Annotated in this window: 25 protein-coding genes; 5 read left to right on the forward strand and 20 right to left on the reverse strand. The window is 66.6% G+C overall.

The window, feature by feature from the left end:
• Positions 1-145 precede the first annotated feature (145 nt).
• The 13 genes from C167_RS0120145 to C167_RS0120205 all read right to left on the reverse strand — a co-directional run bounded on the left by C167_RS0120145 (position 146) and on the right by C167_RS0120205 (position 10,816).
• A complete protein-coding gene (locus C167_RS0120145; protein WP_017520105.1) occupies positions 146-400 on the reverse strand; it encodes a hypothetical protein in 255 nt (84 codons plus the stop codon).
• Positions 401-444: 44 nt separating this feature from the next.
• A complete protein-coding gene (locus C167_RS0120150) occupies positions 445-768 on the reverse strand; it encodes a DUF3392 domain-containing protein (protein WP_017520106.1) in 324 nt (107 codons plus the stop codon).
• A gap of 71 nt (positions 769-839) precedes the next feature.
• Positions 840-2,027 carry a radical SAM family heme chaperone HemW gene (gene hemW, locus C167_RS0120155; protein WP_017520107.1) on the reverse strand — a complete coding sequence of 396 codons (1,188 nt, stop codon included), beginning with the start codon at positions 2,025-2,027 and terminating at the stop codon, positions 840-842.
• Entirely contained in the window at positions 2,024-2,617 is a 594-nt protein-coding gene (gene rdgB / locus C167_RS0120160) for an RdgB/HAM1 family non-canonical purine NTP pyrophosphatase (protein WP_017520108.1), read from the reverse strand. The genes hemW and rdgB overlap by 4 nt, the downstream gene beginning before the upstream one ends.
• Entirely contained in the window at positions 2,614-3,036 is a 423-nt protein-coding gene (locus C167_RS0120165; protein WP_017520109.1) for a DUF4426 domain-containing protein, read from the reverse strand. Before C167_RS0120165 ends, rdgB begins: the two co-directional genes overlap by 4 nt.
• A 34-nt stretch (positions 3,037-3,070) precedes the next feature.
• Positions 3,071-3,691: a methionine biosynthesis protein MetW gene (metW, locus tag C167_RS0120170; protein WP_017520110.1), complete on the reverse strand. Its 621-nt coding sequence runs from the start codon at positions 3,689-3,691 to the stop codon at positions 3,071-3,073.
• Between the two features lie 8 nt (positions 3,692-3,699).
• Positions 3,700-4,839 carry a homoserine O-succinyltransferase MetX gene (metX, locus tag C167_RS0120175; protein ID WP_017520111.1) on the reverse strand — a complete coding sequence of 380 codons (1,140 nt, stop codon included), beginning with the start codon at positions 4,837-4,839 and terminating at the stop codon, positions 3,700-3,702.
• Positions 4,840-4,937: 98 nt separating this feature from the next.
• Positions 4,938-6,905, reverse strand: a complete 1,968-nt coding sequence (locus C167_RS0120180; RefSeq protein ID WP_017520112.1) for a dynamin-like GTPase family protein — start codon at positions 6,903-6,905, stop codon at positions 4,938-4,940.
• 118 nt (positions 6,906-7,023) lie between these two features.
• Positions 7,024-7,314: a DUF167 domain-containing protein gene (locus C167_RS0120185; RefSeq protein WP_017520113.1), complete on the reverse strand. Its 291-nt coding sequence runs from the start codon at positions 7,312-7,314 to the stop codon at positions 7,024-7,026.
• A 6-nt stretch (positions 7,315-7,320) separates the two neighbouring features.
• Positions 7,321-7,914: a YggT family protein gene (locus C167_RS0120190; RefSeq protein ID WP_017520114.1), complete on the reverse strand. Its 594-nt coding sequence runs from the start codon at positions 7,912-7,914 to the stop codon at positions 7,321-7,323.
• A 142-nt stretch (positions 7,915-8,056) separates the two neighbouring features.
• The gene (locus C167_RS32830) at positions 8,057-9,271 is read right to left on the reverse strand and encodes a hypothetical protein (RefSeq protein ID WP_017520115.1); all 1,215 of its coding nucleotides are present in this window, start codon (positions 9,269-9,271) and stop codon (positions 8,057-8,059) included.
• A gap of 5 nt (positions 9,272-9,276) precedes the next feature.
• Positions 9,277-10,110, reverse strand: a complete 834-nt coding sequence (gene proC, locus C167_RS0120200) for a pyrroline-5-carboxylate reductase (protein WP_017520116.1) — start codon at positions 10,108-10,110, stop codon at positions 9,277-9,279.
• 16 nt (positions 10,111-10,126) lie between these two features.
• The gene (locus C167_RS0120205; RefSeq protein WP_026079162.1) at positions 10,127-10,816 is read right to left on the reverse strand and encodes a YggS family pyridoxal phosphate-dependent enzyme; all 690 of its coding nucleotides are present in this window, start codon (positions 10,814-10,816) and stop codon (positions 10,127-10,129) included.
• Positions 10,817-10,889: 73 nt separating this feature from the next.
• Here C167_RS0120205 and pilT point away from each other — a divergent pair, with 73 nt between their 5' ends.
• From pilT to C167_RS0120230, 5 genes are all read left to right on the forward strand, one after another.
• The gene (gene pilT / locus C167_RS0120210) at positions 10,890-11,924 is read left to right on the forward strand and encodes a type IV pilus twitching motility protein PilT (protein ID WP_017520118.1); all 1,035 of its coding nucleotides are present in this window, start codon (positions 10,890-10,892) and stop codon (positions 11,922-11,924) included.
• A gap of 104 nt (positions 11,925-12,028) precedes the next feature.
• The gene (gene pilU, locus C167_RS0120215; protein WP_017520119.1) at positions 12,029-13,174 is read left to right on the forward strand and encodes a type IV pilus ATPase PilU; all 1,146 of its coding nucleotides are present in this window, start codon (positions 12,029-12,031) and stop codon (positions 13,172-13,174) included.
• Positions 13,175-13,266: 92 nt separating this feature from the next.
• Entirely contained in the window at positions 13,267-13,671 is a 405-nt protein-coding gene (locus tag C167_RS0120220) for an NINE protein (protein WP_017520120.1), read from the forward strand.
• 434 nt (positions 13,672-14,105) lie between these two features.
• The gene (locus tag C167_RS0120225; protein WP_017520121.1) at positions 14,106-15,479 is read left to right on the forward strand and encodes a pyridoxal-phosphate dependent enzyme; all 1,374 of its coding nucleotides are present in this window, start codon (positions 14,106-14,108) and stop codon (positions 15,477-15,479) included.
• Positions 15,476-16,645 carry a trans-sulfuration enzyme family protein gene (locus C167_RS0120230; RefSeq protein ID WP_017520122.1) on the forward strand — a complete coding sequence of 390 codons (1,170 nt, stop codon included), beginning with the start codon at positions 15,476-15,478 and terminating at the stop codon, positions 16,643-16,645. The genes C167_RS0120225 and C167_RS0120230 overlap by 4 nt, the downstream gene beginning before the upstream one ends.
• Before the next feature lie 247 nt (positions 16,646-16,892).
• On the opposite strand, the gene C167_RS0120235 is transcribed toward C167_RS0120230, so the two are convergent.
• The 7 genes from C167_RS0120235 to gshB form a co-directional block, all read right to left on the reverse strand.
• Positions 16,893-18,164 (reverse strand): dihydroorotase, encoded by a 1,272-nt coding sequence (locus C167_RS0120235; protein WP_017520123.1) that lies wholly within the window; start codon positions 18,162-18,164, stop codon positions 16,893-16,895.
• The gene (locus tag C167_RS0120240; RefSeq protein WP_017520124.1) at positions 18,161-19,165 is read right to left on the reverse strand and encodes an aspartate carbamoyltransferase catalytic subunit; all 1,005 of its coding nucleotides are present in this window, start codon (positions 19,163-19,165) and stop codon (positions 18,161-18,163) included. Before C167_RS0120240 ends, C167_RS0120235 begins: the two co-directional genes overlap by 4 nt.
• 45 nt (positions 19,166-19,210) lie before the next feature.
• Positions 19,211-19,723 carry a bifunctional pyr operon transcriptional regulator/uracil phosphoribosyltransferase PyrR gene (pyrR, locus tag C167_RS0120245; protein ID WP_017520125.1) on the reverse strand — a complete coding sequence of 171 codons (513 nt, stop codon included), beginning with the start codon at positions 19,721-19,723 and terminating at the stop codon, positions 19,211-19,213.
• 156 nt (positions 19,724-19,879) lie between these two features.
• Complete coding sequence (gene ruvX / locus C167_RS0120250; RefSeq protein ID WP_026079176.1) at positions 19,880-20,317, reverse strand: Holliday junction resolvase RuvX; 438 nt, start codon at positions 20,315-20,317, stop codon at positions 19,880-19,882.
• Positions 20,314-20,883, reverse strand: a complete 570-nt coding sequence (locus C167_RS0120255; protein ID WP_017520127.1) for a YqgE/AlgH family protein — start codon at positions 20,881-20,883, stop codon at positions 20,314-20,316. The genes ruvX and C167_RS0120255 overlap by 4 nt, the downstream gene beginning before the upstream one ends.
• 84 nt (positions 20,884-20,967) lie before the next feature.
• On the reverse strand, positions 20,968-21,861 hold the full coding sequence (locus C167_RS0120260) for an energy transducer TonB (protein ID WP_026079163.1): 894 nt from the start codon (positions 21,859-21,861) through the stop codon (positions 20,968-20,970).
• Positions 21,862-21,917: 56 nt separating this feature from the next.
• Positions 21,918-22,880 (reverse strand): glutathione synthase, encoded by a 963-nt coding sequence (gene gshB / locus C167_RS0120265; RefSeq protein ID WP_017520129.1) that lies wholly within the window; start codon positions 22,878-22,880, stop codon positions 21,918-21,920.
• Between the last annotated feature and the right edge of the window lie 87 nt (positions 22,881-22,967).

Here is a 22,967-nt window from a genome sequence, read left to right on the forward strand (position 1 = left end):
GGACTGGATCGCAACCGGCTGAAACCGATGCGTCAGCCGGCACGGACGGCTTCCTCTCCCTTCAGGGAGAGGGCTGGAGAGAGGGCAATGCCTGGCGCAGTACTTCCAGAAGAAGACAGTTGCTCCTACGAAGCGCAATGGGACATCACTCGATCAGTTCTGCCCCTAGCACCGTAGTCTCCGGCATGCGCATCGGCGCCGGGCTGATCTGCAGGTACTTGATGCTGGTGCGGGGGATGATCAGCAGGTCGCCGTCCACCTCGATGCTGATGACTGGCGATTCCATCTGCTTGCGGATGCCGCGGGCGACTTCGGCGGGGTCGTCGCTCTGTTGCGGGAAGCGCAGCGCCAGGCGCTGGCCATCGGAGAAGTGCAGGTAGAGATGCTTGATCGGCTTCATGTGTCCTCCGGCGGGTGGCTGGCCAACCGCCGGAGGAACGCAGCTCAACTGCGGTCGGCGATCATGCCAATCACGAAGAACACTAGCAGCAGGACGGGCGCCAGGGTGTAGTTGTTGAAGTAACCCAGGCCCTTGGCCAGCCAGGGGGTGACGAAGACCATCGCCAGGCCGTAGCCCACGGCACAGATCAGCACGAACAGCAGGGTGCGGAAGACGAAGTTCAGGCTGCCGATGCGCTGCTGTACCCAGGCGTTGATCGCCGGGCCGAACAGCACCAGCACGGTGGCCATGATCGCCAGGGCGATGTCGGACAGGTGGCCGCGGCACCAGCGGGAGACGTTGGCAATCAGGTCGAGCGCGAAGTCCATTGGGGCTCCTTGGGATCGAGAGTCGCCGGGGAGTGTACACGGGCGACGCCGGCAGAGTCGCCCGCCGGTTCTCAGGGCAGGAAGCGCTGCAGCAGGTCGTTGAGGAACAGCTGGCCGCGCTCGGTCGGGGCCAGGCGCTGCGGATCGTTGACCAGCAGGCCGTCCTTGCAGGCCAGGCGAAAGGCTTCGTCGATGGCGACCAGCGGCAGGCCGGTGCGCTCGGCAAAGGTCGCCGCTGGCACGCCGTCCGTGAGGCGCAGGGCGTTCATCATGAACTCGAAGGGCAGGTCGTCCGGCTCAAGGGCACGCTCACCGGCCTGGAAGGGCTTCTCCGGGTTCAGGTAGTCCTTCGGCAGGCGGGTCTTCCAGGTGCGCAGGATGCGGCCTTGCGGCGTGCTCAGCTTGGCGTGGGCGCCGGCGCCGATGCCGAGGAAGTCGCCGAAGGTCCAGTAGTTCAGGTTATGCCGTGCGCGCTTGCCGTCGCGGGCATAGGCGGAGGTTTCGTACTGGACGTAGCCCGCCTCGGCGAGCAGCGCCTGGCCGGCTTCCTGGATTTCCCACAGCTGGTCGTCCTCGGGCAGCTCCGGCGGTTGGCTCCAGAACACCGTGTTCGGCTCCATGGTCAGTTGGTACCAGGACAGGTGCGTCGGCGCCAGGGCGATGGCCTGCCGCAGGTCAGCCAGGGCGTCGGCGACGCTCTGCTCCGGCAGGCCGTGCATCAGGTCCAGGTTGAAGTTGTCGAAGCCGGCGCGGCGGGCCATTTCGGCGGCGCGTACCGCTTCGTCGCCATCGTGGATGCGACCCAGCGCCTTGAGCTTCTCGGCCTGGAAGCTCTGGATGCCGATGGACAGCCGGTTGATGCCGAGCTTTCGATAGTCGGCGAACTTGGCCTGCTCGAAGGTGCCCGGGTTGGCTTCCAGGGTGATCTCGATATCGCTCTGGAACCCGACTTGCCGCTCCAGGCCATCCAGGATGCGGGCCAGGGCGTTGGCCGAGAACAGACTGGGCGTGCCCCCGCCGAAGAAGATCGAGGTCAGCTTGCGGCCGTGCACGTAGCCGCGATCTGCCGCCAGGTCCGCCAGCAGCGCCTCGACATAGGCGTCCTCGGGCAGCTCCGGGCCGGCCGCGTGGGAGTTGAAGTCGCAATAGGGGCATTTGCGTACGCACCAGGGGATGTGCACGTACGCCGACAGCGGTGGCAGGCGGAAGCCGGAAACCACCGGCCCGGCGTCGAGCCCGTGGCGTCCTGCCTGGCTCATAGACCCAGCCGCTGCTTCAGCAGGGCCATCGCGCGGGCGCGGTGGCTGATCTGGTTCTTGCGCTCGGGCGCCAGTTCGGCGCTGGAGCACTCGGCTTCCGGCACCCAGAACAGGGGGTCGTAACCGAAGCCGTGTTCGCCGCGGGCTTCGCGCAGGATGCTGCCGTGCCAGAGGCCTTCGCAGAGGATCGGCAGTGGGTCGTCGGCGTGGCGGACCAGGGCCAGCACGCTGACGAACTGGGCGCCGCGCGCCTCGTCCGGCACGTCCTTGAGGGCGTCCAGCAGCTTGGCGTTGTTTGCCGCGTCGCCCTTGCCGTCAGCGTAGCGCGCGGAATAGATGCCCGGCGCGCCGCCGAGGAAGTCCACTGCCAGGCCGGAGTCGTCGGCCAGCGCCGGCAGGCCGGAGATGCGCGCGGCGTTGCGGGCCTTGAGGATGGCGTTCTCGACGAAGGACAGGCCGGTCTCTTCCGGTTCCACATCGCTGAACTCGCCGATGGAGCGCACCTTGACGTGGGCGCCGAGCATGGCCTGGAGTTCCTTGAGCTTGCCGGCGTTGTGACTGGCCAGCACCAGTTGTTCGAGCTTGATCATTCGTCTGGGAAGATTTCCTGCATGAAGTCGAAGCTTTGCGGGGCTTCGCTTCCGGACTGGACCTGGATGGAGAAGGTCAGGGTTTCGCGGCCTTCGATGGGGAATTGCGCCAGGTTGTAGACGGCGCCTTCCTCGACCACGCGCTTGAAGGTCAAAGGAATGGTCTGGCCCATCAGGTTCTTGGCGGAGCCGGCGACGGTGGCGTTGGCCGGCTTGCCGCTGGCGTCCAGCGGCACGATGTTGACCACGCCCTGGGCCTTGCTGCGCACCACGCCCACCGCTTGCGCGACATTGGGCTGGAGGAAGCTGGAGTTGAACACGCTGTAGTGAACCTGCAGGTCACCCAGGCGCTTCACCTGTTCGGCGAAGGCGGGCAGGGCGAGGACCAGGCAGGCGAAGAAGGTAAGCAGGCGGCGCATGATGTTTCTCCCGGGCTCTATCAGATAGCCGCGATCAGACGGCGATGCGGTGGTCTTGCACGCCAGCGCCGCTGATCCGGTAGATGCCGATCTCACCCAACAGATTAGGCCAGATTCGCGAGGCCCAGCCATGCTGGTGCTCGTGGTCTACCGCCAGGCGGTCCAGCACCTTCGCGTGCTGCTCGTGGCAGAGCGCCTCGAAGTCGCGGAAGGTGCAGAAGTGAATGTTCGGCGTGTTGTACCAAGTGTACGGAAGGAAATCCGAGACCGGCATGCGGCCATTGCGCGCGAGGTACCAGCGGCAGCGCCAGTGGCCGAAGTTGGGGAAGGTGATGATGCAGGTCTTGCCGACGCGCAGCATCTCCGCCAGCACCTTGTCCGGGTAGCGCAGGGCCTGCAGCGACTGGGTCATCACCACCACGTCGAAGCTGTTGCCGGCGAAGTTGCCCAGGCCCTTGTCCAGGTCCTGTTCGATCACGTTGACGCCACGTTCGATGCATTTGGCGATCTTGTCCGCATCGATCTCCAGGCCGTAGCCGCCGACCTGCTTGTGGTCGCGCAGCCAGGCGAGCAGTTCGCCGTCGCCGCAGCCCAGGTCGAGCACGCGGCTGCCGGCGGGGATCCAGTCTTGGATGATTTCCAGGTCGGCGCGCATGGTGATCCTTATACGATGATGCGGTTCATGTAACCGCCAAAGGCTTGCAGGTAGCGCGGAATCGGCATCAGGAAGGCGTCGTGGCCCTGTGGTGCGTCGATTTCGAGGTAGCTGACGTTCTTCTTCGCCGCCAGCAGCGCGTCGACGATCTCCCGCGAGCGCGCCGGGGAGAAGCGCCAGTCGGTGGTGAAGGACATCACGCAGAAGTCCGCCTTCACCCCGGACAGGGTGCGCGCCAGGTCGTCGCCGTGGGCGGCGGCCGGGTCGAAGTAGTCCAGCGCCTTGGTCATCAGCAGGTAGGTGTTGGCGTCGAAACGGGTTGAGAACTCTTCGCCCTGGTAGCGCAGGTAGCTTTCCACCTGGAACTCGACGCTGTGCAGGTCGTAGTTGAGTTTCTCCGACTTCATGTCGCGGCCGAACTTGGCGCCCATGGCGTCATCGGAGAGGTAGGTGATGTGCCCGACCATCCGCGCCAGGCGCAGGCCGCGTCGAGGGATCACGTCGTGTTCCTGGAAATGGCCGCCGCAGAACTCCGGGTCCGAAAGGATCGCCTGGCGCGCCACTTCGTTGAAGGCGATGTTCTGCGCCGACAGCTTGGGTGCGCTGGCAATGCACAGGCAGTGGCGCACGCGCTCCGGGTAGCTGATCGTCCACTGCAGCGCCTGCATGCCCCCCAGGCTGCCGCCGACGATGGCGGCCCAGCTCTGGATACCGAGGCGGTCGGCCAGGCGCGCCTGGCTGTGCACCCAGTCTTCCACGGTGACGACGGGGAAGTCCGCCCCGTAGGCCTTGCCGGTGGCGGGGTTGGGGCTGGTCGGCCCGGTCGAGCCGTTGCAGCCGCCCAGGTTGTTCAGCGCAACGACGAAGAACTTGCGGGTGTCGATGGGCTTGCCCGGACCGATGCAGCTGTCCCACCAGCCCGGCTTGCGTTCATCTTCGCTGTGGTAACCGGCGGCATGGTGATGGCCGGAGAGGGCATGGCAGATCAGTACGGCATTGCTCGCCGTGGCGTTCAGCTCGCCGTAGGTCTCGATCACCAGCTGGTATTCGGGCAGCGTCTTGCCGCAGGCCAGGGGCAGCGGTTCGTTGAACTGCAGCGTCTGGGGGGTGACCAGACCGACGGAATCTTCGGGGAAGACTGTTGGCATCGACCCAGCTCATGAATAAAAAAGGACGGCCAGTCTAAAGAGCGCCGCCCCCTGCGGCAAGCGTACTTGGAAGCGGCGGGGCGGGCGTGGCGCGGCTTTCAGGCGCGCTGGGAGGTGGGCAGGGTGACGACCTTGGCCTGGCGCTGCAGCGGCGCCGGGCGGCGTAGCTGGCGGAGGATGTCGGTGGCCTCGGTGAGCTGCTGTTCCAGCTCCGCGGTATAGCGCCCCAGCAGCAGCGAGCGCTGCCGTGCCTGCTGGGTTTCCTGGGCCAGGGCCTTGAGGCGCAGCATGTGGGTTTCCAGCATCTGCTTGTGCTCCAGGCTGTACTGCATCAGCGGCATCAGGGCGTCGGCGGCCCATTGCTCGGCTTCCTCGCGCAGGCGCTGGTGCAGGCCGATGACTTCCTGGGCGACGGTGGCGAAGAAGCGCCGCGTCAGCAGGCGTTGCTCGGTGAGCAAGGTCTTCAGGTGCAGGCGAAAGCGATCGGCCTTCTCCTGCAGCTTGGCGAGGTCGCGCAGGTAGCGCTGCACGCGGAACTGCGGAGCATCCAGGGCGTTGAGCGGATTCTCTTCGTTGTGCCGCTGGTAGATGGCCGCGACCATGCGGTTGGCGGTTTCCGCTTCATGTTCCATGGCGACCAGGTCGCCTTCCACGGTGCGGAAGAACTGCAGGATGGCCTGATTGATGCCAACGGTGGTCCAACTGCCGCGCAGCTTGTCGTGTACCTTCTTCAGGTGCTGTTCCAGGCGCTCGGCGCGCACCGCCTCGCGCAACTGCTCGCCCTGATGGCGCAGCAGGCGCTGGTTGGTCTTCAGGCTGAGCAGGCGCTTGTGGTGCAGGGTGTGGTCATCCTTGGTCCGCGCGGTCAGCTCGAACAGCAACTGGCCGCTGTCCTGTTGCTGGTCGTTGAGCAGCGCCTGCTGCTCCTTCACCTTGTCCAGGCGTACGCGCAGACTGTGCTGGCTGTTGTTGACCAGTGCCAGCACCTGGCCGACCACGGCCGTCTCCAGCAGACGTTCCTTCTGCGCGACGATGCGCTCGCAGAGCAGCTCTTCGAGGGACTCCATCTGGCTGCGCGCGAGCAGTTCGCGATCGCCGCGCACCTTGGCCAGCAGCGCCTGCTTGGCCGACAGCGGCAGCACGTCCTCGCGGGCAATGCCCAAATGGCGCGCGGTGGTGTCCTGGATGTGGCGGATGGCGTTCTGCACGAAGGCTTCGCCGGCCAGGTCGTCCCAGAGCACATCGATCTTGTTCAGTATCGCGTAGAGGGTGGTGTGGCCGTCTTCGCCGAGCTGGCGCACGTGGTCCTGCCAGATCGCCATGTCGGAGGCGGTGACGCCGGTGTCGGCGGCCAGCAGGAAGAGGATCGACTGCGCACTGGGCAGCATCGACAGGGTCAGTTCCGGCTCGCTGCCCAGGGCATTCAGGCCGGGAGTATCGAGGATGCGCAGGCCCTGGCGCAGCAGCGGATGGTCGAAGTTGACCAGTGCGTGACGCCACGCCGGCACCAGCACGAGACCGGGCTTGTCGGTGGCTTCGAGCATGTCCGGGTGGAAGCCCAGCTGGATCGCCTGTTCCACCGGCAGCGGCTTGGTCTTGGCAACCTGGGCGAAGGCCTCGGCCATGTTCGCCGGATCAGAGGTATCCAGCGGGATGTTCACCCAGTGCCGCGGGATGCGCTTGAACTGCGCCACGCTGGCATCGGCGACGCGGGTCTCGATGGGCAGCAGGCGGATATAGGGGCGCTCGGAGCGCGGGTCGAAGAACAGCTCGGTGGGACACATGGTGGTGCGCCCGGCCTGGGACGGCAGCATGCGCCGGCCGTAGCCGGAAAAGAACAGGCTGTTGATCAGCTCGGTCTTGCCGCGCGAGTACTCGCCGACGAAGGCCAGGGTGATGTGGTCGACGCGCAACAGGCGCAGGGTGCGCTCAAGACGGCTCTCGATTTCCGGGGTATTCAGCCGCGCGCGCACCAGCCAACTGCGATAGCGGGTGATCTCGCGGACCAGCTCGCGCTTCCAGGTGACGTAGGCATCGATCTGCTGACTGAGACGTTCCATGCTCATCCGGGCGGTCCTTGGGCTGGCGCGTCCTGCGCGGGAAATGGATGGCGTGGATTATGCGGCCGAGTGTAGGAATAGCAATTGGCCTACAGCACATTCCTACACGTAAGGTCGGCCAAGGCTACCGAGCGGCTATCCCAAGTTCTGCCGGAAGTTTCGCCGGCCGGGGAATGCGCACGCGTTTCTGGCGGTTGAGCTCGCCGCTTTCCAGTTTCACCGCGCTTTTCGGCACGCCGAAGGCCTTGCCGAGAAAGGCCAGCAGGTGGGCGTTGGCCTTGCCTTCCACCGGTGGCGCGGTGAGGCGGATCTTCAGGCGCTCACCGTGCAGCCCGGCGAACTCGTCGCGGCTCGCCTTGGGCTGCAGGTGGCAGTCGAGGATCAGGTCCTCGCCGTCCCAGTGATAGAACGGCATGCCGGATTACATGAAGGGCGAGAGGATTTGCGGCATTCCGGTCATGGCCGCCAGATTGCCGATCACCAGCATGTCGATCAGCTTCAGCGCGATGAACGCGAAGATCGGCGAGATGTCCAGCCCGCCCAGGTTTGGCAGCAGCTTGCGGAAAGGCGCCAGGAAAGGCTCGCAGATCTGGTTCACCAGCTGGGCGCCGGGGTTGTAGCTGCCCGGAGCCACCCAGGAGAGGATCACGCTGATGATCAGGGCGAAGAAGAAGATCTTCAGGAACAGCGAGGTCACCGCGATGATCGACCACACCAGCAGCTGCAGGATGTAGCCGCCGACGCCGTAGCCCATCAGGGTCAGGGTGATGATCATCAGCACCAGCTGGATCAGGATGGCCAGCACCAGCGAGGCGAAGTCGATGCCGCCGAAACCGGGGATGACGCGGCGCAGTGGGTTCAGCAGCGGCTTGGTGGCGCGCACGATGAACTGGCTGAGCGGGTTGTAGAAGTCGGCGCGGACCAGTTGCAGGATGAAGCGCAGCAGCACGATCAGCAGGTACAGGCTGCCAAGTGTCTGGATCACATAGATGGCGGCTGTGGAAAGTCCGGTCATGGGGCGGTCCTTGGTGAACGTTGGGCGCCGGCGCAGGGGGCCGGGCGAATCGGGCGGTCGGTCAACGACGGCGCTGTCACGCCATACTGTAGGGAATTCATCGTCGCCGGTCGCGTGTAAGTGTGTTTCGTCACGTGCAAATTCAACCCCGCTTGGCCATCAGATCCGGGCTGTTGCAGGCCGGGTCGGCGCTCCGGTCCAGGCCCAGCAGGGTGAAGCCGTTGGATTCCTGGCGGATGCTGACATAGCGCTGGTTGCCCTCGGCCAGGGGCTGCGGGCTGTCCAGCTCGATGTCCACCTGGAAGCGCGCGGGGTCTTGTTTGCAGGCGCGCACGGCGGTGTAGGTCAAAGTGACGCCGGCGCGCTTGTTCAGACCGATGAGTTCATCGCGTGCCATCAGAGCAGCGTCGGCGCCAGCCGGTTCCGCCCAGGCGCGGGCGAGGCCGGCGTCTATTCGCAACCATTCATCGACGAAGCCGCGGCCATTGGACGCGGCCGGCTGGATGCGCTGGAAGGCTTCACCGTCCTGGCGGTAGCGGAAGATACCCGGGCGGGTCAGCAGGTCACCGTCCAGGCTGCCGACCTCGGCGCGCCACTCGAAACCGTCGGGGCGGGCCTTGAGCTGGACCTCCTGTTCATCGCGAACATAATCGTGCTCGGTATGCAGCAGGGTTCGCTGGGCCTGGTCCGCCGTGGCCGGGCGTACCACTTCCAGTGCCAGGTGGCTCCAGCGCGAGGTGCACCAGGGCGTGCCGTGCATCAGCGCCACGTCACCGCTGGCGAGGCGGCTGAGCATGAACAGGTCGCCGTAGGCGCCGGAGATGTCCGTGTAAGGGCCGCTCTGCCAGTCCAGCGCGCGCACCCAGGCGTTGCCTTCGCGGCGGTAACCGCGCAAGACGTTGTCGGTGCCGCAGGGAATGGCGAAGCCGCCGCTGACCAGCAGCAGCGCGGTGGGGCTGTCGCTCAGGCTGACGAGGATTTCGTTCTGGTCGGGCAAGGAAACTTCGCTGTCGCTGACAGGCTTTGGTGCGGGCAGCAGGCGCTGGCGCAGCTCGGCCTGCAGGGCATCGAGGTCCGGCCTGGCCTGGGCGCAGGCGAGATGGGCGTCGAAGGCGTCGGCCAGCGTCTTCTTATAGTGCTCGATGGCTTGGCTGAGCGCGGGTGTGACGGTGTTGTCCGCGTCGTCGTTGAAACCGCTGGCCATCGCCTGCTGCATGACCTGATAGGCCGTCAGCGCCGCCTCGTCGATGGGCGGGGCAACCGGGCATTGCGCCGCCTGGGCGACGGCGCTGGCCAGCAGGAGGCAGGCGGCGAGGGGCGGTGCGACCTTCCGTGGTCGCCGGGCGGCGTGGGTCATCGCAATCAGCGGCCCAGCTGCTCGGCCAGTTCGGCGGAACGATGATCGGCAGCGTTGACCGCCTTCTCCACCAGCGCCTCGAAGCCGTTGGCCTGGAAGGTGGTGATAGCCGCTTCGGTGGTGCCCTTGGGCGAGGTCACGCGGCGGCGCAGCTCGGCCGGGTCGACATCGCTGGTGGTCGCCATCTGCGCGGCGCCCAGGGCGGTCTGGCGGGCCAGTTGGCCGGCGACTTCGCGGGACAGGCCGAGCTTCTCGCCAGCGGCGGTCATGGCTTCCATCAGCAGGAAGAAGTAGGCCGGGCCGCTGCCGGAGACGGCGGTAACCGCGTCGATCTGGCGCTCGTCGTCCAGCCACAGGGCAATGCCCACGGCGCTCAGCAGTTGCTGCGCCTGCCCGCGCTGGGCGGCGCTGACGCTGGCGTTGGGGTACAGGCCGCTGGCGCCCAGGCCGACCAGCGCCGGGGTGTTGGGCATGCAGCGGACGATGGCGCGCGGCTGGCCGTTCACCTTGCCCAGCCAGCGCTCGAGGCTGGCGCAAGGGATGCCGGCGGCGATGGAAACGATCAGCGCGTTCTCGGTCAGCGCCGGCGCCAGCGCCAGGCAGACGTCCTTCATGACCTGCGGCTTGACGGCCAGCACCACCACGTCGGCATTGGCCACGGCGCTGGCGTTGTCACCGACCACTTCGATGCCGTGCTCGGCGGCGATTTTCGCGCGCTGCTCGGCACCCGGATCGCTGGCGCGGATGTCGCCGGCGGCAACGCCCTTGGCGCGCAGGCCGCCGATGAGACTGGCGGCCATATTGCCGGCGCCGATGAAGGCAATGCGGGTGCTGCTCATGGAGTCTCTTCCTTTATTAATGCGAAGCGCCGTAGTCGCGGGCGCCGAACAGGGCGGTACCGATCCGCACCCAGGTGGCGCCTTCGCCGATGGCGGCTTCGAGGTCGTGGCTCATGCCCATGGACAGGGTGTCCAGGCCGAGATTGAGGGCTTGCATCAGTTCGCGCAGGCGGGCGAATGCAGCGTGCTGCGCCGCAACGTCTTCGGTGGGCTCGGGAATGGCCATCAGGCCGCGCAGTTTCAGCTGTGGCAGTTGCGCCACCGCCTGGGCAAGGGCGGGCAGTTCGGCCGGGGAGCAGCCGGACTTGCTGTCCTCGCCGCTGACGTTCACCTGCAGCAGCACGTTCAGCGGCGGCAGGTTCGCCGGGCGCTGTTCGCAGAGGCGCTGGGCGACCTTCAGGCGGTCCACCGAGTGCACCCAGTCGAAGTGCTCGGCGATGGGCCGGGTCTTGTTCGACTGGATGGGGCCGATGAAATGCCAGGTCAGCGGCAGGTCGGCCAGCTCGGCCTGCTTGGCCAGGGCTTCCTGCAGGTAGTTCTCACCGAAATCGGCCAGGCCGCAGGCGAACGCCTCGCGGATGTCGGCGGCGGGTTTGGTCTTGCTCACGGCCAGCAACTGCACCGAGCCAGGCGTGCGATTTTTCGCTTGTTCCGCCTCACGGATTCGTACGCGAACCTTTGCAATATTCTCTGCTATCGTGGACATTACCGTCGCTTTTCCGCCCGGCTGCTGCGTGTTCTGCGGCATTCTACCTGCTTGCTCTTGATTGGGGAGTCCCATGGATATTACCGAGCTGCTCGCCTTCAGCGCCAAGCAGGGCGCTTCGGACCTGCACCTCTCGGCTGGCCTGCCGCCTATGATCCGCGTTGACGGCGACGTTCGCCGCATCAACCTGCCGCCGCTGGAGCACAAGCAGGTTCACGCGCTGATCTACGACATCATGAACGACAAGCAGCGCAAGGATTACGAAGAGTTCCTGGAAACCGACTTCTCCTTCGAAGTGCCGGGCGTCGCCCGCTTCCGGGTCAACGCCTTCAACCAGAACCGCGGCGCTGGCGCTGTATTCCGGACCATTCCCTCCAAGGTCCTGACCATGGAGGACCTGGGGATGGGCGAGGTGTTCAAGCGCGTCTCCGACGTGCCGCGCGGCCTGGTGCTGGTGACCGGCCCGACCGGCTCGGGCAAGTCCACCTCGCTGGCGGCGATGCTCGACTACCTGAACAACACCAAGTACAGCCACATCCTCACCGTCGAAGACCCGATCGAGTTCGTCCACGAGTCGAAGAAGTGCCTGGTCAACCAGCGCGAGGTGCACCGCGACACCCTCGGCTTCAACGAGGCCCTGCGCTCGGCCCTGCGTGAAGACCCGGACATCATCCTGGTGGGTGAGATGCGCGACCTGGAAACCATCCGCCTGGCGCTGACCGCCGCGGAAACCGGCCACCTGGTCTTCGGCACCCTGCACACCACCTCCGCGGCCAAGACCATCGACCGTATCGTCGACGTGTTCCCCGCCGAAGAGAAATCCATGGTTCGTTCCATGCTCTCCGAATCCCTGCAGGCGGTGATATCCCAGACCCTGCTGAAGAAGATCGGCGGCGGCCGGGTCGCGGCCCACGAGATCATGATCGGCACCCCGGCAATCCGTAACCTGATCCGCGAGGACAAGGTGGCGCAGATGTACTCCGCCATCCAGACCGGCGGCGCGATCGGCATGCAGACCCTCGACATGTGCCTCAAGGGCCTGGTCGCCAAGGGACTGGTCACCCGCGACGCGGCGAAAGAAAAAGCCAAGATCCCGGAAAACTTCTAACCCCACCGGGCCCTCGTGGCCCGGCGCACGGAGCGCGCCACACGCACTCGCTTCGTGATCCGACAGCCCCGTCGTAGTCAGCGTGAACCTGCGCGAGAAAGATCATGGAATTCGAGAAGCTGTTGCGCCTGATGGTGGAAAAGGGTGCCTCCGACCTGTTCATCACGGCAGGCGTGCCGCCTTCGATGAAGGTCAACGGCAAGGTACTGCCGGTGACCAAGACCGCGCTGTCGCCGGAGCAGACCCGCGAGACCGTGCTGTCGGTGATGAACGAGCAGCAGCGCCGCGACTTTGCCGAGAACCACGAGTGCAACTTCGCCATCAGCGCCCGTGGCGTCGGTCGCTTCCGTGTCAGCGCCTTCTACCAGCGCAACCTGGTGGGCATGGTGCTGCGCCGCATCGAGACCAACATCCCGACCATCGATGACCTGAAGCTGCCGGAAATCCTCAAGAAGCTGGCGATGACCAAGCGCGGCCTGGTGATCTTCGTCGGTGCCACCGGTACCGGTAAGTCCACCTCCCTGGCGGCGATGATCGGCTACCGCAACAAGAACTCCACCGGCCACATCATCTCCATCGAAGACCCCATCGAGTACATCCACCAGCACCAGGGCTGCATCGTCACCCAGCGCGAGGTGGGCCTGGATACCGATACCTTCGAGGTGGCCCTGAAGAACACCCTGCGCCAGGCGCCGGACGTGATCATGATCGGCGAGGTGCGCTCGCGCGAGACCATGGACCATGCCGTGGCCTTCGCCGAAACCGGCCACCTGTGCCTGGCGACCCTGCACGCCAACAACGCCAACCAGGCGCTGGAGCGGATCATCCACTTCTTCCCGGCCGACCGGCATGGGCAGGTGTGGATGGACCTTTCGCTGAACCTCAAGGCCATCGTTGCCCAGCAACTGGTGCCGACCCCGGACGGCAAGGGCCGCCGCGCGGTGATCGAGGTGCTGCTGAACACCCCGCTGGCCGCCGACCTGATCCGCAAGGGCGAGGTCCACGAGCTCAAGCCATTGATGAAGCGCTCCACCGAGCAGGGCATGCAGACCTTCGACCAGGCGCTGTACCAGCTCTACACCCAGGGCGAAATCACCTACGAGGATGCACTGGCCTACGCCGACTCGGCGAACGACCTGCGCCTGATGATCAAGCTGGGCTCGGAGACCGATGCCGATCACCTGAGTACCATGACCCAGGGCCTGACCCTGGAGATGAGCGACGACGATCCCAATCGGCGTTTCCGCTAAGCCCGTCCTGCGAACGGACAGCTCTCGAGAAGCCCGCTCCATGCGGGCTTTTCGTTTATGCTCAGGGCCTTGTCACGCAACGGGAGAAAGGCATGTCCGCCAACCCTGATACCCACAGCAAGGTCATCGGCTACCTGCTGTGGATCTTCGGCTTCACCGGCTCGCACCGCTTCTACTACGGCCGGCCGATTACCGGCACCATCTGGTTCTTCACCCTCGGGCTGTTCTTCATCGGCTGGATCATCGACCTGTTCCTCATCCCCTCGATGGACGACGCGGCGGACCAGCGTTACCGCTCCGGCGGCGTGGACTACAACGTCGCCTGGATCCTGCTGACCTTCCTGGGCGTGTTCGGCGTACACCGCATGTACATGGGCAAGTGGCTCACCGGCATCCTCTACCTGTTCACCGGTGGGCTGTTCTTCATCGGCGTGCTCTATGACTTCTGGACGCTGAACAGCCAGATATCCGAGCGCAACGGGCCGCAGCGGATCTGACGGGATGTCACTCTCTGCCGGGCTGTTGTCATTCCTTGATGGCCCGTGCTTTGGATTTCCCTCTCCCTAACCCTGGCTGCGCGCCCCGCTCCGAAGGGAGAGGGGATATCCGTGCCAGGCGTGCCCTTCTGCGATACCGGCGAGCATGGAACTGGCCGAGCACACCGAACGGCTCCCTCTCCCTTCAGGGAGAGGGCTGGGGAGAGGGCAGGCTCTCGCGCCGATCCTTCCCTGTGGCTCGGGAACAGGCGCCGTGCCATGCGGTTCGCGAGCAAGATCGCTCCTGCAGGCGATGCCGCACGCTCTGACGTACCTCCTGCTCTGCCGTCTTTCGTCGCGCCGCCTGGCGCGAGCTGTGCCCCGCGCCTAAGGTCAGGAGGACAGTAGCAGGCGCCGCCGGGCGATCCCCGGCTCGCCCAGAAGGAGTGGCTGCCATGAGCAACGAATCCCGCCCTGCCGTACTCGACCTGATCGGCAATACCCCCATGGTCCGCGTCACGCGCTTCTATACCGGACCCTGCACCCTGTTCCTCAAGCTCGAATCGCAGAACCCCGGCGGCTCCATCAAGGACCGCATCGGCGTCGCCATGATCGAGGCGGCCGAGCGGGACGGCCGACTCAAGCCCGGTGGTGTCATCGTCGAAGCCACTGCCGGCAACACCGGCCTGGGCCTGGCGCTGGTGGGGCGCGCCAAGGGTTACCGGGTGGTGCTGGTGGTGCCGGACAAGATGTCCACCGAGAAGGTCCTGCACCTGCGCGCCATGGGCGCCGAGGTGCACATCACTCGCTCCGATGTCGGCAAGGGGCACCCGGAGTACTACCAGGACGTCGCCGCGCGGCTGGCGAAAGACCTGCCGAACGCCTTCTTCGCCGACCAGTTCAACAACCCCGCCAACCCGCTGGCCCACGAGACCGGCACCGGCCCGGAAATCTGGGCACAGACCGGCCATGACCTCGATGCCGTGGTGGTCGGCGTCGGTTCCGCCGGCACGCTCACCGGCCTCACGCGCTTCTTCCAGAAGGTCCAGCCCAGGCTGGAAATGGTCCTGGCCGACCCGGTGGGCTCGATCATGGCCGAATACTCGCGCTCCGGCGCCATCGGCACGCCCGGTTCCTGGGCGGTGGAGGGCATCGGCGAAGACTTCGTGCCGTCGATTGCCGACCTCTCCAGCGTGCGCCATGCCTACTCGATCAGTGACGAGGAGAGCTTCGCCACGGCCCGCGAACTGCTGCGCAACGAAGGCATCGCTGCCGGTTCGTCCACCGGCACGCTGCTGGCCGCCGCGCTGCGCTTCTGCCGCGAGCAGACAGCACCCAAGCGCGTGGTCAGCCTGGTCTGCGACACCGGCACGCGCTACCTGTCGAAGATCTACAACGACCAGTGGATGACCGACCAGGGCCTGCTGCAACGCAAGCGCTACGGCGACCTGCGCGACATCATCGCGCGGCGTTTCGAGGAAGGGCGCGTGGTCAGCGTCGGCCCCGGCGACACCCTGCTGACCGCCTTCCAGCGCATGCGCCTGGCGGATGTCTCGCAACTGCCCGTGCTGGATGGCCCGCGGCTGGTCGGCGTGATCGACGAATCCGACATCCTCATGGGCGTGCATGACGACCCCGCACACTACCGCCGCGATGTCGCCAGCGCCATGAGCGACGCCCCGGAAACCCTTGCCCCCGGCGCCAGCCTGGGCGAGCTGGAAGCCGTGCTGGCGCGCGGACTGGTGGCCATCATCGCCGACGCCTCGGGCTTCCACGGCCTGATCACCCGTTTCGACCTGCTCAACCATCTACGGAGGACCCTCGCATGAGCAAGCACCACGACCGCCTCGGTTTCGCCACCCGCGTGATCCACGCCGGGCAGGCGCCGGACCCCTCCACCGGGGCGATCATGCCGCCGATCTACGCCAACTCCACCTACCGCCAGGACAGCCCCGGCGTGCACAAGGGCCTGGACTACGGCCGCTCGCACAACCCCACGCGCTGGGCGCTGGAGCGCTGCGTGGCGGACCTGGAGGGCGGCAGCAAGGCGTTCGCCTTCGCCTCGGGGCTGGCGGCGATTTCGGCGGTGCTGGAGCTGCTCGACGCCGGCTCGCACATCGTTTCCGGCAACGACCTCTACGGCGGCACCTTCCGCCTGTTCGAACGAGTGCGTCGGCGCAGCGCCGGCCATGACTTCCACTTCGCCGACCTGGCCCAGCCCGGCGCGCTGGAAGCAGCGCTGACCGACAAGACCCGCATGGTCTGGGTGGAAACCCCGAGCAACCCGCTGCTGCGCCTGACCGACCTCGCCGCCATCGCCCGCACCTGCCGCGCGCGCGGCATCCTCTGCGTGGCCGATAACACCTTCGCCAGCCCTTATGTGCAGCGCCCGCTGGACCTGGGCTTCGACATCGTCGTGCACTCCACTACCAAGTACCTGAATGGCCACTCCGACGTCATCGGCGGCATCGCCATCGTCGGCGACAACCCCGACCTCGCCGAGCGCCTGGGCTTCCTGCAGAACTCGGTGGGCGCCATCGCCGGCCCGTTCGACGCTTTCCTCACCCTGCGTGGGGTGAAGACCCTGGCGCTGCGCATGGAGCGGCACTGCGCCAATGCGCTGGAACTGGCGAAGTGGCTGGAGCAGCAGCCGCAGGTGAAGCGCGTCTATTACCCCGGTTTGCCTTCCCACCCGCAGCATGCGCTGGCACGCACGCAGATGAAGGGCTTCGGCGGGATGATCTCGCTGGACCTGGACACCGACCTCGCCGGTTCGCGGCGCTTCCTGGAAAACGTCCAGCTATTCGCCCTGGCGGAGAGCCTGGGCGGCGTGGAAAGCCTGATCGAGCACCCGGCGATCATGACCCATGCCAGCATCCCGCCGGAGAACCGCGCGGCGCTGGGCATCGGTGACTCGCTGATACGCCTGTCGGTGGGTGTGGAAGACGTGGAGGACCTGCGCGCTGATCTGGCGAAGGCGCTGGCGATGATCTGATCCTTTCTGAAATATCCGGCTGCCTGTGAATCCGCTATCCCGCCGAACTGTTCCCTCTCCCTTCAGGGGGAGGGCTAGGGAGGGGGAGCGTGGCCCAGGTCAGCGATGGAGCTGTATGGTAGGTTCCACCCTCTCCCCAACCCTCTCCCTGAAGGGAGAGGGAGCTGCTCCTTTGCTCATGGCGGACTGTTGCGGCATCAGGAAAAAGCCCGCCAATCGGCGGGCTTCTTCATGGGCGGGTAGGGCGTTACACCGCGTGGACGATATGCCCGTCCACCAGGGTGCAGCGCACCACGCCCGGCAGGCAGTGGCCGAGGAACGGGCAGTTCTGGCCACGGGAGTGCCAGGTCTCGCCCGCCAGGGTCTGGCCGTCGGCTTCGAACAGCACCACGTCCGCCGCGGCGCCCACCGCCAGCTTGCCGGCCGGCAGGCGCAGGGCGGCGGCCGGGCCACTGGAGAGGCGTGCGAGCAGGGTCGGCAGGTCGAGCAGGCCGTCCTGTACCAGGGTCATGGCCAGCGGCAGCAGCAACTCGACGCTGCTGATGCCCGGGTCGGTCGCGGCGAACGGGGCGTTCTTCGCGTCCTGCTCGTGGGGCTGGTGGTGGCTGGCGATGGCCTGGATCACGCCGCTCTTCACCGCGTCACGCAGGGCGTCGCGGTCCTTGTGCGAGCGCAGCGGCGGCTGCACGTGGTACAGGCTGGAGAAGTCCGCCAGCGCCTCGTCGGTGAGGATCAGCTGGTACAGCGCCACGTCGGCGGTGACCGGCAGACCACGGGCCTGGGCCTGGGCAATCAGCTCGACGCCACGGGCGCTGGTCAGCTGGCTGAAGTGCGCGCGCACGCCGGACTGCTCCACCAGCAGCAGGTTGCGCGCCAGTGCTACGGTCTCTGCGGTTTCCGGGATGCCGGCGAGCCCGCGGAAGCTGGCGGTCGGGCCTTCGTGGGCGAGGCCGCCTTCGGCCAGCTCGGCGTCCTGGGAGGTAAAGATCACGGTGAGGTCGAAGGTCGCCGCGTATTCCAGCGAGCGCAGCAGTACCCGGTTGCTCGCCATCGGCGCCAGGCCGTTGGTGAAGGCCACGCAGCCGGCGTCGCGCAGGGCGACCAGCTCGGACAGCTGCTCGCCGGCCAGGCCCTTGGTCAGCGCGCCGATGGGGAAGACCTTGGCGTTGCCGGCCTCGCGGGCGCGGTCGAGGATCAGCTCGGCGACCGCCGAGGTGTCCAGCACCGGCTTGGTCTGCGGCGGGAAGCACAGGCTGGTGACGCCGCCGGCTGCGGCGGCGCGGGTTTCGCTTTCGATGCTGCCCTTGCGGCTGTAGCCCGGCTCGCGCAGGGCGACGCTCAGGTCCACCAGGCCGGGCGCGGCGATCAGGCCGGCGGCGTCGATTTCCTGGGCGGCGTGGAAGTCTGCGGGAGCGTCGCCGATGGCGACAATGCGGCCGGCCTCGATATGCAGGTCGCAGACCTTGTCCAGGCCGCTGGCCGGGTCGATCAGGTGGGCGCCACGAATACTGACGGTCATTGCGCGTCCTCCTGTTCCAGCTGGCGTTGGGCGTTCTGGCCGCTCATGGCCATGGACAGCACGGCCATGCGGATGGCGATGCCGTAGGTGACCTGGTTGAGGATCACCGACTGTTCGCCGTCAGCCACGGCGGAGTCGATCTCCACGCCGCGGTTGATCGGGCCGGGGTGCATGACGATGGCGTCGGGCTTGGCCAGCTTCAGGCGTTTCTGGGTCAGGCCGTAGAGCTTGAAGAACTCGCCTTCGCTGGGCAGCAGGCCGCCGGCCATGCGCTCGCGCTGCAGGCGCAGCATGATCACCACGTCGACGTCCTTCAGGCCTTCGTTGGCGTCGGTGAACACCTTCACCCCGTACTGTTCTTCCAGGCCCACCGGCAGCAGGGTGCGCGGGGCGATGACGCGGATGTCCGGGCAGCCCAGGTTCTTGAGCGCCAGCATGTCCGAGCGGGCTACGCGCGAGTGCAGGATATCGCCGACGATGGCCACCGAGAGGTTCTCGAAGCTGCCCTTGTGGCGGCGGATGGTGAGCATGTCGAGCATGCCCTGGGTCGGGTGGCCGTGGCGGCCGTCGCCGCCGTTGATCACGGCGACATTGGGGCTGACGTGCTCGGCGATGAAGTGCGCGGCGCCCGAGTCGCTGTGACGCACGACGAACATGTCGGCGGCCATGGCCTCCAGGTTGCGCAGGGTGTCGGTGAGCGTTTCGCCCTTGCTGGTCGAGGAGGTCGACACGTTCAGCGAGATGACGTCGGCGGACAGGCGCTGGGCCGCCAGCTCGAAGGTGGTGCGGGTGCGCGTGGAGTTTTCGAAGAACACGTTGCACACGGTCTTGCCGCGCAGCAGCGGGACTTTCTTCACCGCGCGGGCGCCGACTTCGAGGAAGGAGTCGGCAGTGTCGAGGATTTCAGTCAGCAGTTCGCGGGACAACCCGTCGAGCGAGAGGAAGTGGCGCAGCTGGCCCAGGTCGTTGAGCTGCAGCGGGCGCTTGGCGTCGGTCGGCATGTGGCAGGCCCTGAAAGTTGGGAGTGGAGGTCCGGGCGCGCGGGGTCACAGCGCGGTGCTGAGAAGCGTGCGCTCGAGGACAAGTGGTGCGGGACCGCGCAATTTTACCCGCTCGTTGGGTGCCAGGGACAGGGTTTCGCCGACGATATCCGGGCGAATTGGCAGCTCGCGCTTGTTCAGGTCCACCAGGCTGACCAGGGTCACGCTGGCCGGCCGACCGTAGTCGAACAGCTCGTTGAGCGCGGCGCGAATGGTCCGGCCGCTCATCAGCACGTCGTCTACCAGCACCAGGTGCTGGCCGTCGATCTCGAAGGGCAGTTCCGACGGACGGACCTGCGGGTGCAGGCCGCTGCGGCTGAAATCGTCGCGGTAGAAGGAGACGTCGAGGATGCCGAGGATCTCGTCGCTGCCCAGTTCCTTGAGCAGTTCCTGGGCGACCCAGATGCCGCCGGTGTGGATGCCGACGAAGCGCGGCGAGTCGATGCCGCGCTGCGCCAGGTAGTTGCGCAGATCGGTGGCCATGCGGGTGATGAGTTCGGCGGGGCTGGGCAGGGTCATGACGTCTCCGGTTCGGTTGGCGAGGCCACCCGGCGCGGGCGGCCATCGGGGCGGACCGTTCCGGGAAGGAGTGGTCCGGCAAGCTTAGTGGCTTTCGCTGCGCTGGCGCTGCCTCAGGTCAAGGACACTGCGGCCATGGCAGGCAGGGGCCTGGGATCAGGCAGGGGCGTTTTCCGCCAGCCAACCCTCCAGCAGCAGGGCGGCGGCCAGGGCATCCACCGGGCGCTCGCGGTAGCCGTCGCGCTGGCCCTGGGCCAGGCGCTCGCCCTTGGCGGCGTAGGTGGTCAGGCGTTCGTCGTGGGTGTGTACCGGCAGGTTGTAGCGGCCATGCAGGCGGCGGGCGAATTTCTCGGCGCGCTCGCTCATGTCGCTGGGGGTGCCGTCCATGTTCAGCGGCAGGCCGACGACGATGGCGTCGGGCTGCCACTCCTTGATCAGGGCTTCGACGCGGCTCCAGTCCGGGACGCCGTTCTGTGCCTTGAGCACGCAGAGCTCTCGGGCCTGGCCGGTGATGGCCTGGCCGACGGCGACGCCGATCTGCTTGGTGCCGTAGTCGAACCCCAGGAGCAGGCGCAGCGGTTTGCTGCTCATCAGGCGTGCCCGGCCTGGGCGGTGAGCAGGCTGAGGTTGACCCCCAGGCGCTCGGCGGCCGCCGACAGGCGCTGCTCGGCCGGTACCTCGAAGAGCACCGCCGGGTCGGCGGGGCAGGTCAGCCAGGCGTTGTCGGTCAGTTCCGCTTCCAGTTGGCCGGCTTCCCAGCCCGCGTAGCCGAGGGTGATCAGGTGCTGTGCCGGGCCGCTGCCGTCGGCGATGGCGAACAGCACGTCCTGGGAAGTGGACAGCGACAGCTCGCCCATTTCCAGGGTGGCCTGGTAGCTGCGCCCGGCAGGGTGCAGGACGAAGCCGCGGTCGGTCTGCACCGGGCCGCCGCTGTAGATGGTCATGCCCTGGCAGCGCACCGGCGGAAGTTCGTCCGGGCGCAACTGTTCGAGCACGTCGGCCAGGCTCAGGCCGCTGGGGCGGTTGATGATCAGGCCCATGGCACCCTGCTCGTTGTGTTCGACGATGTAGGTGACGGTCTGGGCAAAGTTGGCATCCGCCATGTGCGGCATGGCGATGAGGAAATGGTGCTTGAGGTAGCTGGCGGCTGTGCTTTTCATGCCGGCTAGTTTCAGGCCTGCGGGTCAAAGGGACAAGACTTGAAAGCGCACCGGCGCACCACGGGCGCCGTCGGGCGAGTCGGGTCAGTTGCTGGACAGGCGGTCGCCGCGCTCGAAGCGCCAGGTGCGGATGATTTCCAGACGGTCGATGTCGTTCAGGTCGCCCGAGAAGGGCGCGAAGGGGGCGGCCAGTCGCACGATGCGTTGGGCGGCCTGGTCGAGCAGGGGTTGGCCGGAGGATTCCAGCACCTGCACTTCGTAGAGCGAACCGTCGCGGTTGATCGACACCAGCAGTCGCAGGCTGCCGTAGATGCGCTGGCGGCGGGCCTCGTCGGGGTAGTTGAGGTTGCCGATGCGCTCGATCTTCTTGCGCCATTCCTCTTTATACCAGGCGCCCTTGTCGCGCATGGTCGAGGCGGCGCTCAGGCGGTGAATGCGCGGGCGCTTGGCGTAGGCCTGCTGTTCGCGGGCGAGGTCGGCCTCCAGGCTGGAGATTTCCGCCGAAAGCTGGCTTGAATCGAACTGCGGCGCTGGCTTGGCGACGGTTTCGGCCTTGGGCGTCTGCTGCTTGGTCTGCACCTTGTCCGGGCGCGGGGTGCGGGTGGCGACGGCGGCCTTGGGCGCTTCCGGGCTCTTGGCCTGGCGCGGCGTGGCCGGCGGGGAGACCTTCTTGACCTCGGTGTCCTGGAACGGCGCCTGCTCGGTGGTCTTGGGGATCGCCTTGTGTTCCAGCGTGCCGCTGCCCTGCTGGTTCATCTGCGCAAGGTAGTCCGCCTTCTCCGGCGCCTTGTCGCTCTTGAAGCTGGCGAGGGTGATTTCCAGCGTCTTGCTCAGCTGGCTGGGGCTGGGCATGGTGAAGCCCACCCCCAGCAGCACGGCCACGTGCAGGATGGCCGCAACGAACAGGGTGAAACCCAGACGGTCCGCCGGACGTACGCCGGAGGACATGGGGAAGTCTTGGTGGGTTGCAGCGTTCATTGCGGATCGCACGGGCCAGGGTGGGGCGGAAGTCTGCCGACGAGGCTTATAAAAGTCTATGACGCACTACGCGCCTTGAGCTTTTCGTCGATGACTGCCATCAGTCTCTCACCGATGCGCGTGTCGTAGGCCGCATCGATCTCGCGGATGCAGGTCGGGCTGGTGACGTTGATCTCGGTGAGGTTCTCGCCGATCACGTCCAGGCCGACGAACAGCAGGCCGCGCTTGCGCAGTTCCGGGCCGACCTGCGCGGCGATCCAGCGGTCGCGCTCGGTCAGCGGCTGGGCCACGCCCCGGCCGCCGGCGGCGAGGTTGCCGCGGGTCTCGCCCTGGGCGGGGATGCGCGCCAGGCAGTATTCCACCGGTTCGCCGTCGATCATCAGGATGCGCTTGTCGCCGTCCTTGATGGCCGGCAGGTAGCGTTGCGCCATGACCTGTTCCTGGCCGTGGCGGGTCAGGGTCTCGAGGATCACCGAGAGGTTCGGGTCGCCTTCGCGGTGGCGGAAGATCATCGAGCCGCCCATGCCATCCAGGGGTTTGAGAATGATGTCACGATGCTCCGCGGCGAATTCGCGGAGAATGTCGGACCGGCGGCTCACCACCGTCGGCGGCGCGCATTGCGGGAACAGCGTGGCGAAGTACTTCTCGTTGCAGTCGCGCAGGCTCTGCGGCTTGTTGACGATGAGCGTACCGGCGGTTTCAGCCTGTTCCAGCAGGTAGGTGGAGTAGACGAATTCGTTGTCGAAGGGCGGGTCCTTGCGCATCAGGATCACGTCCAGGTCCGACAGCGGCTGGTCGACTTCCTCCTCCAGCTCGAACCAGTGGGCCGGGTCGTAGAACACCTTGAGCGGGCGCATGCGACCGCGGGCGACGTTCTCTTTCTGGTAGAGGTCCTGCTGTTCCATATAGAAGAGCTGCCAGCCGCGGGCCTGGGCGGCGAGCAACATGGCCAGCGAGCTGTCCTTCTTGAAGCTGATCTGCGCGATGGGGTCCATCACGATCCCGAGGCGTACGCTCATGGGATGTCCTCCTGGGGGAAATTCGTCGGCGGGGGGCTGCGGCATCAGGCCGCGCCGCAAAGGCTGAAAATGGACGCTCAGGGTGGC

Origin of the sequence: Pseudomonas nitroreducens TX1 (assembly GCF_000313755.1) — a bacterium.
Taxonomy (GTDB): Bacteria; Pseudomonadota; Gammaproteobacteria; order Pseudomonadales; family Pseudomonadaceae; genus Pseudomonas; species Pseudomonas nitroreducens_A.